Annotated in this window: 11 protein-coding genes and 1 pseudogene; 10 read left to right on the top strand and 2 right to left on the bottom strand. The window is 51.5% G+C overall.

Annotation, left to right across the window (positions count from 1 at the left end; translation table 11 throughout):
- Nucleotides 1-9 precede the first annotated feature (9 nt).
- Both HP572_RS07385 and HP572_RS07380 read left to right on the top strand, forming a co-directional pair.
- Nucleotides 10-246 carry an excisionase gene (locus HP572_RS07385; protein WP_039315419.1) on the top strand — a complete coding sequence of 79 codons (237 nt, stop codon included), beginning with the start codon at nt 10-12 and terminating at the stop codon, nt 244-246.
- Entirely contained in the window at nt 236-1,375 is a 1,140-nt protein-coding gene (locus tag HP572_RS07380; RefSeq protein WP_240585208.1) for a phage integrase Arm DNA-binding domain-containing protein, read from the top strand. The genes HP572_RS07385 and HP572_RS07380 overlap by 11 nt, the downstream gene beginning before the upstream one ends.
- Before the next feature lie 136 nt (nt 1,376-1,511).
- On the opposite strand, the gene icd is transcribed toward HP572_RS07380, so the two are convergent.
- Complete coding sequence (icd, locus tag HP572_RS07375; RefSeq protein ID WP_039286734.1) at nt 1,512-2,765, bottom strand: NADP-dependent isocitrate dehydrogenase; 1,254 nt, start codon at nt 2,763-2,765, stop codon at nt 1,512-1,514.
- A gap of 130 nt (nt 2,766-2,895) precedes the next feature.
- Between icd and rluE the strand changes: the two genes are divergently transcribed.
- From rluE to HP572_RS07335, 8 genes and pseudogenes are all read left to right on the top strand, one after another.
- The gene (gene rluE / locus HP572_RS07370) at nt 2,896-3,522 is read left to right on the top strand and encodes a 23S rRNA pseudouridine(2457) synthase RluE (protein ID WP_240585719.1); all 627 of its coding nucleotides are present in this window, start codon (nt 2,896-2,898) and stop codon (nt 3,520-3,522) included.
- Nucleotides 3,515-3,961, top strand: a complete 447-nt coding sequence (locus HP572_RS07365; protein ID WP_095994441.1) for an NUDIX hydrolase — start codon at nt 3,515-3,517, stop codon at nt 3,959-3,961. The genes rluE and HP572_RS07365 overlap by 8 nt, the downstream gene beginning before the upstream one ends.
- A 144-nt stretch (nt 3,962-4,105) precedes the next feature.
- Nucleotides 4,106-5,213, top strand: a pseudogene (mnmA, locus tag HP572_RS07360) (tRNA 2-thiouridine(34) synthase MnmA).
- A 2-nt stretch (nt 5,214-5,215) separates the two neighbouring features.
- Nucleotides 5,216-5,854 carry a high frequency lysogenization protein HflD gene (gene hflD / locus HP572_RS07355; protein WP_240585207.1) on the top strand — a complete coding sequence of 213 codons (639 nt, stop codon included), beginning with the start codon at nt 5,216-5,218 and terminating at the stop codon, nt 5,852-5,854.
- Nucleotides 5,855-6,002: 148 nt separating this feature from the next.
- Entirely contained in the window at nt 6,003-7,373 is a 1,371-nt protein-coding gene (gene purB / locus HP572_RS07350; protein ID WP_010275755.1) for an adenylosuccinate lyase, read from the top strand.
- 242 nt (nt 7,374-7,615) lie between these two features.
- Nucleotides 7,616-8,305 carry a two-component system response regulator PhoP gene (gene phoP / locus HP572_RS07345; protein WP_240585206.1) on the top strand — a complete coding sequence of 230 codons (690 nt, stop codon included), beginning with the start codon at nt 7,616-7,618 and terminating at the stop codon, nt 8,303-8,305.
- Nucleotides 8,302-9,756 carry a two-component system sensor histidine kinase PhoQ gene (phoQ, locus tag HP572_RS07340; RefSeq protein WP_205550682.1) on the top strand — a complete coding sequence of 485 codons (1,455 nt, stop codon included), beginning with the start codon at nt 8,302-8,304 and terminating at the stop codon, nt 9,754-9,756. Before phoP ends, phoQ begins: the two co-directional genes overlap by 4 nt.
- A 135-nt stretch (nt 9,757-9,891) precedes the next feature.
- Nucleotides 9,892-11,013, top strand: coding sequence for a cupin domain-containing protein (locus HP572_RS07335; RefSeq protein ID WP_240585205.1), 1,122 nt, complete (start codon nt 9,892-9,894; stop codon nt 11,011-11,013).
- 78 nt (nt 11,014-11,091) lie between these two features.
- On the opposite strand, the gene pepT is transcribed toward HP572_RS07335, so the two are convergent.
- A complete protein-coding gene (gene pepT / locus HP572_RS07330; RefSeq protein ID WP_240585204.1) occupies nt 11,092-12,324 on the bottom strand; it encodes a peptidase T in 1,233 nt (410 codons plus the stop codon).
- Nucleotides 12,325-12,376 lie beyond the last annotated feature (52 nt).

The raw sequence follows: 12,376 nt of genomic DNA, 5'->3' as shown, positions 1-12,376 counted from the left end.
GACTGACCAATGGCGCGAATGAAAAAACTCAAAGAGTGGGCAATAGATGAATTTGGTGATGCTGCGCCATCGCAAAATACATTAAATAACTACGCTCGGCGCAACATGATTTCCCCCCCACCGAAAAAAGTCGGGCGTAAATGGATGGTAGAACAAGATGCCCGCTTTATAGGCATGATCTCCGAACCCACAATAAATAAATCAGATAACCCACTGCTGAAAAGGATTCTTTCAGATGGCCGGTAGACCTCGGAAACATAACATCAAAGTACAAAATCTATTTTGTTTTACCGACCCGCGAACTAAGCGGGTTTATTGGCAATATAAACACCCTTTAACGGGTAAAAGGCACGGACTTGGAACAAATGAGGCTGACGCTACCGCAATCGCAATAGAAGCCAACCTACGAATTAGCGAGCAACAGGTGAAGCAGGCATTTGCTATCCGTGAACGTACTCTGGCAATTTCAGGAAAAGGTATAACAGTAAGCGGTTGGTTGGAAAAATATAAAGCGATTCAAGACGAGAGGTTGAAATCTGGCGACATCAAGCCCAATACTCACAAACAGCGCAATAAACCCGTATCCTTATTTAATCAACACGTAGGAATGAAATTACTCACGGAGGTAGGGGCTAAAGATATTGCAGAAATTTTAGATGACTACAAAGCTAACGGACAATCGCGCATGGCGCAGGTAGTTCGCTCCGTTCTCATTGATGTTTTCAAAGAGGCGCAGCATGCTGGTGAAGTCCCCCCTGGTTATAACCCTGCACTTGCCACCAAGCAGCCACGTAAAAGAATTCAACGCCAGCGTTTGGATCTGGATGAATGGCAGGCCATTTTTGATGTGGCCGATGCTCAACATCAATACATGGGGAACGCCATGCTACTTGCTCTGGTGACAGCACAACGCTTAGGGGATATTGCCAATATGAAATTTTCAGATATCTGGGATGACCACCTACATGTTGTTCAAGAGAAAACAGGCGCCCGGGTTGCCATCCCACTATCACTGAAATCCAATGCCACAGGATGGACGCTGCGCGATGTTATTGCACGGTGCAGAGATTACGTTGTCAGCCCTCATCTGGTTCACTTCTTTCGTTCCACCTCACAAGCAGAGCGTGGCGCTGCCGTGGCATCCAGAACCATTACGATGCGATTCAGTGCAGCCAGAGATAAAACGGCGCTTGTGTGGGAAAACGGTACACCACCGACATTTCACGAACAGCGGTCATTAGCAGAGCGGCTTTATAGGGAGCAAGGTGACGTCGATACTCGAATGCTTCTAGGCCATAAATCACAGCAGCAGACAGATAGCTATAACGACGATCGCGGTAAAGATTGGTTAACAATTCAGATTAAAGCAGGATAGATATCACAATCAACGTGGTGATTTTTCACTCTATTTTACTGAGGAATTTTACTGCGATTTTACTGAATAGCTTTTTTCGATGTTAAAAATCAGCGAGAGCAAAGCGCCCCCGCCGATCAATGTGATAACAGTAAGATTACATGTTATCGATGATGTCTTGCGCAAACTCACTACATTTCCGTAGTTTAGCGCCTTCCATCAGACGTTCGAAATCGTAAGTCACGGTCTTGTTCTTGATCGCGCCTTCAACGCCCTTAACAATCAGGTCAGCCGCTTCGAACCATTGCAGGTGACGCAGCATCATTTCAGCAGACAGGATCACGGAACCTGGGTTCACTTTATCCTGACCCGCATATTTCGGTGCAGTACCGTGCGTGGCTTCAAACAGTGCGCATTCGTCACCGATGTTCGCGCCCGGTGCAATACCGATACCGCCAACCTGTGCAGCCAGGGCATCAGAAATGTAGTCACCGTTCAGGTTCATACAGGCGATGACATCGTATTCAGCAGGACGCAGCAGGATTTGTTGCAGGAACGCATCGGCAATCACGTCTTTTACTACGATCTCTTTGCCAGTGTTCGGGTTCTTGATTTTCACCCACGGGCCGCCATCGATCAGCTCACCGCCGAATTCTTCACGCGCCAACTGGTATCCCCAGTCTTTGAACGCGCCTTCGGTGAATTTCATGATGTTGCCTTTGTGTACCAGCGTGACGGAATCACGGTCGTTGGTGATCGCGTATTCGATTGCGGCGCGAACCAGACGTTTGGTACCTTCTTCGGAGCACGGCTTCACGCCGATACCACACTGCTCAGGGAAACGGATTTTGTTAACGCCCATTTCTTCACGCAGGAATTTGATCACTTTGTCTGCTTCAGCAGAGCCCGCTTTCCACTCGATACCTGCATAAATGTCTTCGGCGTTTTCGCGGAAGATCACCATGTCGGTCAGCTCAGGCTGTTTAACCGGGCTAGGTGTACCTTCGTAGTAGCGTACCGGACGCAGGCAAACATACAGATCCAACTGTTGGCGCAGTGCAACGTTCAGAGAACGAATACCACCACCGACTGGCGTTGTCAGCGGGCCCTTAATTGCCACACGGTATTCACGGATCAAATCCAGTGTTTCTTCCGGCAGCCAAACATCTTTACCGTAGACTTGCGTGGATTTTTCACCCGTATAGATTTCCATCCAGGAAATCGCGCGCTTGCCCTGATAGGCTTTCTTCACGGCGGCGTCAACGACGTTGATCATAGCTGGCGTTACATCGATACCAATACCGTCGCCTTCGATAAACGGAATGACCGGATTGTTTGGAACAACCAGTTTGCCTTGAGCGTCAACCGTGATTTTCTGACCTTCTGTCGGTACAACTACTTTGCTTTCCATTAACCTCTCCTTCGAGCGCAATTTTGTTAATGACTTGTAAGATGCGTGTCAATACTACTTGAATATTTAGCCCGCGCCAATCGCAAACCATTTGAGTATAATGCTTTTGTTATCCGCGACTATAAAGATGATGAATAAATTCTCTGTTAAAAATCACAAAGTTAAACGATTCAGCTCACAGCCGGCAAGAAAAAGACAGCCTGACAACGCGCCGCGCCGCATCGTTTTGTTCAATAAACCCTTCGATGTGCTACCGCAATTCACTGATGAAGCCGGACGCCGCACGCTGAAAGATTATATTCCGATTAGCGGTATTTATGCCGCCGGGCGTCTGGATCGCGACAGCGAAGGCCTGATGATTCTCACCAATGACGGCAAACTTCAGGCTCGGCTGACCCAACCGACGCAAAAAACGGCCAAAATTTACTATGTTCAGGTCGAAGGTATTCCTGACGACGCCGCACTGACGCGCTTTCGTACGGGTTTAGATCTGAATGACGGCAAAACGCTACCCGCCGGCGCGGAGATCGTACCGGAACCCAGTTGGCTGTGGCCGCGTAATCCGCCTATACGCGAGCGTAAAAGCATTCCCGAGTGCTGGTTAAAAATCACGCTACATGAAGGCCGCAATCGGCAAGTTCGTCGTATGACGGCAAATATCGGGTATCCTACATTGCGTCTGATTCGATACGGCATGGCCAATCAGACGGTAGAAAACCTGTTACCCGGAGAATGGAAGGAGATAATGGATGTTTAAACCCCATGTGACAGTCGCCTGTGTGGTTCAGGCCGAAAACCATTTTCTGGTCGTCGAAGAGTTAATTAACGATAAATTATTGTGGAACCAGCCCGCGGGCCATCTGGAAGCCGATGAGACGCTGATTCAGGCGGCAAGCCGTGAGCTGTGGGAAGAAACGGGTATTCAGGCCACACCGCAGAGTTTCTTGCGTCTGCACCAATGGATCGCCCCCGACAACACGCCGTTTTTACGTTTTTGCTTCGCACTCGATCTGCCTACGCGGGTCGACACCCAGCCGCACGACAGCGATATAGAATGCTGCCGCTGGCTGACTGCCGAGGAAATTCTGCATTCTCGCCAGCTTCGTTCGCCGCTGGTGGCCGAAAGTATTCGCTGCTATCAGCAGCCAGAACGCTATCCATTAACCGTATTGGGTGCGTTCAACTGGCCTTTTTAGACAGAGGTCTGTTTATAAACCTGCCGTGAATGGCCTGACCACTGCGCGGCAGGAATAGCGATGCAGCCCTCGGCTCAACATGCTAAAATATGCCGCTTGTTTTTCGCATCAATGCGTCAGTAAATTTCAGTTCGTGAGACTTCCATGTCAGATAACAGCCAGAAAAAAGTGATTGTCGGTATGTCCGGCGGTGTTGATTCCTCCGTTTCCGCTTACCTGTTACAGCAACAGGGCTATCATGTTGAAGGCCTGTTCATGAAGAACTGGGAAGAGGACGACGACACAGAGTATTGCTCAGCGGCCACCGACCTTGCCGATGCGCAGGCCGTTTGTGACAAGCTGGGTATCGAATTACATACCGTCAACTTTGCCGCTGAATATTGGGATAACGTGTTTGAACTCTTCCTTGAAGAATACAAAGCGGGCCGTACCCCCAACCCCGATATCCTGTGCAACAAAGAAATCAAATTCAAAGCCTTCCTGGAATTCGCCGCCGAGGATCTCGGGGCAGACTACATCGCGACAGGCCACTATGTCCGTCGTCACGACGTTGACGGCAAGAGTCGTTTGCTACGCGGTATGGACGGCAACAAAGACCAGAGCTATTTTCTTTATACGCTGAGCCACGAGCAGATCGCACAGAGCCTGTTCCCGGTCGGTGAGCTGGAAAAACCGCAGGTCCGTAAAATTGCCGAAGAGCTGGAACTGGCAACCGCGAAGAAAAAAGACTCTACCGGTATTTGCTTCATCGGTGAGCGCAAATTCACCGATTTTCTGGCGCGCTACCTGCCTGCACAGCCGGGTCCGATTCTGTCCGTCGATGACAACAAACCGATGGGACAGCATCAAGGGCTGATGTACCACACGCTGGGGCAACGCAAAGGTCTGGGTATTGGCGGCGTCAAAGACGGCGGCGAAGACCCTTGGTACGTGGTGGATAAAGATGTCGCCAACAATATTCTTTATGTCGCTCATGGGTCACGAACACCCTCGCCTGATGTCGTACGGTTTAATCGCACAGCAGTTACACTGGGTCGATCGTCAGCCGCTCACCGCTGAATTACGTTGTACGGTGAAAACCCGTTATCGTCAGGCGGATATCCCCTGCACCGTCACGCCACTGGGCGACGATCGCATTACCGTGCGTTTTGATGAGCCAGTCGCAGCCGTGACTCCGGGCCAATCCGCCGTCTTTTATCTGGACGACGTTTGCCTTGGCGGCGCCATCATTGAAGAACGCTTACAGGAGTAACCGTGGCTAAGAACTATCATGACATTACGCTGGCGTTAGCGGGCATTTGCCAATCGGCGTATGTAGTCCAGCAGTTGGCCCATACCGGTAGCTGTAATAACGATGTGCTGCATACCTCGCTGAACAGCGTTTTGAATCTCAATCCGGCGTCCACGTTGGTCGTTTACGGCAATGACGAGCAAAACCTGAAAGTTGGGCTGGAAACGCTGTTAGGGATTCTGAATACCAGCAGCAACAAAGGCGCGGGTGCAGAACTATCACGCTACGCTTTCAGCCTGATTGCGCTAGAGCGCAAGCTGAATGCGAAGTCTGCCGCGCTTGACGAATTGGGCAAACGCATCGGGCAGTTGGAACGCCAACTGGAGCATTTTGACCTGCTCTCCGAAACGATTGTGAGCGCGCTGGCAGCGATTTATGTGGATGTCATCAGTACGCTGGGGCCACGTATTCAGGTTACCGGTTCCCCGGAAGTGCTGAAAAACAGTCAGGTGCAGGCTAAAGTGCGCGCGGCACTGCTGGCCGGTATCCGCTCTGCGGTGCTCTGGCAGCAAATTGGCGGCGGACGCTTACAGCTGATGCTCTCACGCGGCAAGTTGGTTAAAGAAGCAAAACAGATATTGGCGCGTTGCCCAGCCGATTGATGGTATTCTTGCCGCCATGAGCGACGCTGGTGTGAGTAACGCCAGCGTCGCGAAATGGATTATTGTTAATAACTCATTGTTCTTACTGAAGTTAATCGTTTTTATTGAAATTAATCGTTATTGAAACCAATCTCAGGAGTTGCTTGCGATGGAATTATCCTCACTGACCGCCGTTTCCCCTATCGATGGACGCTACGGCGATAAAGTCAGCACGTTGCGCACCATTTTCAGCGAATTCGGTTTGCTGAAATTCCGTGTGCAGGTTGAAGTACGTTGGCTGCAAAAACTGGCAGCCTGTGCAGAGATCCAGGAAGTTCCTGCATTTGACGCTGACGCAAACGCTTTCCTTGATAAAATTGTCGCCGAATTCAGTGAAGAAGATGCGGCCCGCATTAAAACTATCGAGCGTACGACCAACCACGACGTGAAAGCCGTTGAGTACTTCCTGAAAGAGAAAGTTGCCGCTATTCCGGCGCTACACGCCGTCAACGAATTCATCCACTTCGCCTGTACTTCAGAAGACATCAACAACCTGTCTCATGCGCTGATGCTGGATACCGCTCGCCGCGATGTGATCCTGCCGCACTGGCGTCAAATTATTGATGCGCTGAAAACGCTGGCACAGGAATACCGCGATATCCCGCTGCTTTCCCGTACACACGGTCAGCCCGCTACGCCATCCACTATCGGTAAAGAGTTCGCTAACGTCGCTTACCGTATGGACCGCCAATATCGCCAACTGCAACAGGTTGAGATTCTGGGCAAGATTAATGGTGCCGTCGGTAACTATAACGCTCATCTGGCAGCCTACCCAGAAGTGGATTGGCACCAGTTCAGCGAAAGTTTTGTTACCTCATTGGGCATCAACTGGAACCCGTACACCACGCAGATCGAACCGCACGATTACATCGCCGAGCTGTTTGACTGCATCGCGCGTTTCAACACGATTTTGATCGACTTTGACCGTGACATTTGGGGCTATATTGCCCTGAATCACTTCAAGCAGAAGACTATTGCTGGCGAAATCGGCTCCTCCACCATGCCACATAAAGTTAACCCGATTGACTTCGAAAACTCGGAAGGCAACCTGGGCCTGGCTAACGCCGTTCTGGGGCATCTGGCTAGCAAACTGCCGGTTTCCCGTTGGCAGCGTGACCTCACTGACTCTACTGTACTGCGTAATCTGGGCGTCGGCGTGGGCTATGCGCTGATTGCGTATCAGGCCACGATGAAAGGCATCAGCAAACTGGAAGTGAACCGCGATCGTCTGGCTGACGAACTTGATCACAACTGGGAAGTATTGGCAGAGCCAATCCAAACAGTGATGCGCCGCTACGGAATTGAAAAGCCGTACGAGAAGCTGAAAGAGCTGACGCGTGGCAAACGTGTTGATGCTGCCGGTATTCAGGAATTTATTGATGGTCTGGCGTTGCCAGAAGCGGAAAAAACGCGCCTGAAGGCGATGACACCAGCCAACTATATCGGCCGTGCTATCGCAATGGTCGATGATCTGAAATAACCGTTCTCAAACCCGAACGTGACCTCTCTCTGGCGGGCGCCCTGCCCGCCAGTTTTGCATAAAACCAACCATTTCCAGCCTGTTTATACCCGGTTTATTCTCCCTGTGGATAATTTAACAAATAAAATAAATAACGTTCTCTGCGTATAATGTTGATACGCGGGGGCGACATACGTGGAAGATAGAGTGCATCAAGGTATTTTGATAAATATGATTCTATCTATTCGACAGAGGATATAGCGATGCGAATTCTGGTCGTTGAAGATAATGTATTATTGCGCCACCATTTAACCGTTCAGATGAACGAAATGGGGCATCAGGTTGACGCGGCGTCTGACGCCAAAGAAGCGGATTATTTTCTGCATGAGAATATGCCGGATATCGCCATTGTCGACCTCGGGCTACCCGACGAAGACGGCATGAGCATGATCCGTCGCTGGCGCACCCATCAGGTCAAGCTCCCGATTCTAGTGCTGACCGCCCGTGAAGGCTGGCAGGACAAAGTTGCGGTGCTGGAAGCCGGTGCGGACGATTACGTGACCAAGCCGTTCCATATGGAAGAAGTTGTGGCACGCTTGCAGGCACTGATGCGGCGCAACAGCGGGCTGGCATCGCAGGTTATCAGCCTGCCGCCCTTTGAGATCGACTTATCGCGCCGCGAGTTGATGATCCACGGCGGCCCAATCAAGCTGACCGCGTTTGAATACACGATTATCGAGACGTTGATTCGCAATAAAGGCAAAGTCGTCAGCAAAGAGTCGCTGATGTTGCAGCTGTACCCCGATGCAGAACTGCGGGAAAGCCACACCATCGACGTGTTGATGGGGCGATTACGCAAGAAAATTCAGCAGGCAGAAGCCCCGGATGTGATCACTACCGTGCGCGGACAAGGATATCGCTTTGATATTGATCCCCCTCCAGGATCAGCATGAGCGATAAGAAGCTACCCTTTTCGCTTCGTATTCGTTTTTTACTCGCGACAGCGGCCATCGTGCTGGCGCTGTCGCTCGCCTATGGCGTCGTCGCCATTATCGGGTACAGCGTCAACTTTGATAAAACCTCATTCCGTTTGCTACGCGGCGAAAGTAACCTCTACTACAGCCTTGCGCAGTGGCGCGATAACCAGCTGAATATCGTCACGCCACCCGACGTTGACATCAATTTCCCCACGCTGGTGTTGATATACGATGAGCATGGCAACGTGCTCTGGCGCGAAAAGCATGTTCCCGAGCTAGAAGCGCTAATCAATCCTGAGTGGCTGAACAAAACGGCCTATCACGAGTTAGATACCGACACCGATACCAGCAGCGCGGTATTAACGGGCAATACCTTACTACTGAGCAGCCTGCGGGCGCTGAATGGCGCGCATAGCAATGCGTTAACGCACTCCATCGCCGTGAACGTTTACCCGAAGACCGATCATCTCCCTTCCATCACGATTGTTGTGGTTGACCGCATCCCGCAGGAACTCCAGCAGGAAGACGTGGTGTGGGAATGGTTCAGCTATGTGCTGATCGCCAACCTTCTGCTGGTACTTCCCCTGCTTTGGCTGGGCGCGCACTGGAGTCTGCGCCCTATTCAGCATCTGGTGAAACAGATCGCCGAGCTGGAAAAAGGCACACGCGATCAGTTAGATGAAAACCCACCGCGCGAATTGTTCAGTCTGGTGAAAAACCTGAATATCCTGCTGAATAACGAACGGCAGCGCTATCACAAGTACCGCACAACGCTCACCGATCTCACCCACAGTTTGAAAACGCCGCTGGCGGTTTTACAGACCACGTTACGCGCGCTGCGAACCGGCAAAGAGATCACTATCGATCAGGCTGAACCTATTATGCTGTCGCAGATCAGCCGCATCTCACAGCAAATTGGCTATTACCTGCATCGTGCCAGCGTGCGCTCTGAACATAATCTGCTGATACGTGAAGTGCACTCGGTTCCGGCGCTGCTGGATGGCCTGTGTTCCGCGTTAAATAAGGTGTATCAGCGCAAGGGCGTGGTGTTGACGCTCGATATTCCGCCCGAGTTGACCTTCGTCGGTGAGAAGAATGACTTTATGGAAGTGCTGGGCAATATTCTTGATAACGCCTGTAAGTACTGCCTGGAATTTGTCGAAATTAGCGTGCAATACTCCGATCACAAGTTACATCTGATTATCGATGATGATGGCCCCGGCATCCACGAAAGCAAGCGTGAAATGATTTTCCTGCGTGGGCAACGCGCCGACCGTATGCGCCCCGGACAAGGTATTGGCCTTGCCGTTGCCGTCGAAATTATCGAACAGTATCAGGGTGAGATCCTCATCAGCGACAGCGCACTGGGCGGTGCCCGAGTCGAAGCTATTTTCTCCCGCCAGAACCTGAGCCAGAATGAGGGGTGAAAGGCAGTACAGCGCGCGATGCTTCCGCTATACTTATCGCCAAAATACTGATTGTTTTAAAATACTGATTATTTCACGGAAAATCATATCTTCAAGAACAGTCATTTCCTCAAAAACAAGTTTCTGGAAAACGGTATGGACTATCAGCTTAATCTCGACTGGCAGGATTTTTTAGCGAACTACTGGCAAAAACGTCCGCTCCTGATTAAAGGCGGCTTCACGAATTTTATCGACCCGATTTCACCCGACGAGCTCGCTGGTCTGGCGTTGGAAAATGAGGTAGATAGCCGTCTGGTCAGCCATCAGAACGGGCGCTGGCAGGTCAGCCACGGTCCTTTCGAGAGCTACGATCATCTGGGGGAAAGTAACTGGTCGCTGTTGGTGCAGGCCGTCGATCACTGGCACGAGCCCTCTTCTGCCTTGATGCAGCCCTTTCGACAGCTGCCGGACTGGCGCACCGATGATTTGATGATTTCATTTTCCGTTCCCGGCGGTGGCGTAGGGCCACATCTGGATCAGTATGATGTTTTCATCATTCAGGGAACGGGGCGTCGCCGCTGGCGCATCGGTGAAAAAATACCGATGAAGCAGCACTGCCCGCATCCTGATCTACTTCAAGTCGATCCGTTTGACGCCATTATTGATGAGGAGCTGGAACCGGGCGATATCATCTATATTCCACCGGGTTTCCCGCACGAAGGCTATTCGCTGGAAAACTCGCTGAACTACTCGGTGGGTTTCCGAGCGCCGAATGCTCGCGAGCTGGTCAGCGGCTTTGCGGATTATGTGCTTTCCCGCGAACTCGGCAGCTATCGCTACAGCGATCCTGATGTTCCACCCCGCGATCATATCGCCAGCGTACTGCCGCAAGAATTGGATGCACTGCAAAAAATGATGCTGGAGCTGGTGCAGCAGCCGGAGCATTTCCAGAACTGGTTTGGCGAATTTATTTCCCAGTCCCGTCACGAGCTCGATCTCTCACCGCCGGAGCCACCTTATCAGGCTGGCGAAGTGTATGAATATCTGCAACAGGGTGAACCACTGCGTCGTTTAGGCGGCCTGCGGGTCATCTGCGTTGGCGATAGCTGCTTCGTTAACGGGGAAAAAGTGAACAGTACGCACAAGGCAGCGCTGTTTGCACTGGCTGAGCATCCTGCTATTGGTGCAGAACAACTGGGCGATGCGCTGGAAGATCCCTCTTTCCTCGCACAGCTCACCGTTCTGATTAACAGCGGTTACTGGTATTTCGCGGATTAAGACCCATCTTGAATACGGGTTAGTACAAAGATAAGGCGGGAATATCCCGCCTTATTCATCTCTGCAAAATGGAAACACTTACGGCTTCGCGCGCAGCGCCGTCAGTTCGGCAATGCGCATAATCACAGACACCGCCTTTTCCATGCCTTCCAGCGTGACAAATTCATGTTTGCCATGATAGTTATAGCCGCCGGTAAACAGGTTCGGGCACGGTAGCCCTTGAAATGACAGGTGTGCGCCATCGGTGCCGCCGCGAATCGGCTTCATATTCGGCTCAATGTCACAATCCCGCATCGCCTGCTGCGCCAACGCAATAATGTGCGGATGCTGCTCAACCTGCTCACGCATGTTGTAATAGGTATCGGTAATCGTGACTTCAATGTAGCAATCCGGGTGCAGCCCCGCGCCGACCTTTTCCGCAATATCCAGCATCGTCTGTTTACGTTGTTCAAAGCCGTTGCGGTCAAAATCGCGGACGATGTAATGCAAGTCTGCGCGCTCCACAGAGCCTTTCATCGTGTGAAGATGATAGAACCCCTGATAGCCGTCCGTCTGCTCCGGCGATTCACTCTCTGGCACATGCTGGTGATAGCGAGAGGCCAACGTCAGCGCATTCACCATCACGCCTTTGGCGCTGCCAGGATGCACATTGTTGCCCACGATTTTCACCTGAACCGATGCGGCATTAAAATTCTCATACTCCAATTCGCCGACACCGCCGCCGTCCACGGTATAAGCCCACTGTGCGTTAAACGCGTTGACATCAAAAAACTGAGCACCCTTGCCAATTTCTTCATCAGGCGTAAACGCAATGCGAATATCGCCGTGGGGGAGCTGGCTTTTCTTCAGACGCACCAGCGCGGTCATAATTTCCGCGATCCCCGCTTTATCATCCGCCCCCAGCAGCGTTTTGCCGTCTGTGGTAATCAGCGTGTGTCCCAGTAGCTGGTGCAACACCGGGAACATCACGGGTGACAGCACTTCATCTCCCACGCCCAAGGCAATATCGCCGCCACGGTAGTTTTCCAGAATCTGCGGATTAACATTCTTACCGCTAAAATCCGGTGACGTATCCATATGTGAAATAAAGCCAATGGCCGGAACGGGCCAGGCAACGTTTGCAGGAAGCGTCGCCATCAGGCAGCCCTGCTTGCTCAGCGCGACTTGCTCAAATCCCAGCTCAAGCAGTTCCTGCTGCAACGCACGCGCCAGTTTCAACTGACCGTCGGTGCTCGGCACCTGCCGAACGCCGGATTTAGACTGTGTATCGAACGAAACGTAATTCAAAAATCTGTCGAGTAATTTATCCATCTTATTTATGCCCCCTGAACCCTGAAAGGCATTATGGATAGGGCTACCACGG

Source organism: Pectobacterium sp. PL64 (genome assembly GCF_022477975.1).
Lineage (GTDB): Bacteria > Pseudomonadota > Gammaproteobacteria > Enterobacterales > Enterobacteriaceae > Pectobacterium > Pectobacterium jejuense.
Note: the sequence above shows the minus strand (reverse complement) of the source record. Positions and strands in the feature narration are given on the sequence as shown.

Bases quoted from the DNA above. Each gene is read 5' to 3' on its own strand.
- HP572_RS07380 (WP_240585208.1), top strand. From the start codon at position 236: ATGGCCGGTAGACCTCGGAAACATAACATCAAAGTACAAAATCTATTT.
- HP572_RS07365 (WP_095994441.1), top strand. From the start codon at position 3,515: ATGTTTAAACCCCATGTGACAGTCGCCTGTGTGGTTCAGGCCGAAAAC.
- purB (WP_010275755.1), top strand. From the start codon at position 6,003: ATGGAATTATCCTCACTGACCGCCGTTTCCCCTATCGATGGACGCTAC.
- icd (WP_039286734.1), bottom strand. From the start codon at position 2,765: ATGGAAAGCAAAGTAGTTGTACCGACAGAAGGTCAGAAAATCACGGTT.
- HP572_RS07385 (WP_039315419.1), top strand. From the start codon at position 10: ATGGCGCGAATGAAAAAACTCAAAGAGTGGGCAATAGATGAATTTGGT.
- pepT (WP_240585204.1), bottom strand. From the start codon at position 12,324: ATGGATAAATTACTCGACAGATTTTTGAATTACGTTTCGTTCGATACA.
- rluE (WP_240585719.1), top strand. From the start codon at position 2,896: ATGAATAAATTCTCTGTTAAAAATCACAAAGTTAAACGATTCAGCTCA.
- HP572_RS07335 (WP_240585205.1), top strand. From the start codon at position 9,892: ATGGACTATCAGCTTAATCTCGACTGGCAGGATTTTTTAGCGAACTAC.
- phoP (WP_240585206.1), top strand. From the start codon at position 7,616: ATGCGAATTCTGGTCGTTGAAGATAATGTATTATTGCGCCACCATTTA.
- phoQ (WP_205550682.1), top strand. From the start codon at position 8,302: ATGAGCGATAAGAAGCTACCCTTTTCGCTTCGTATTCGTTTTTTACTC.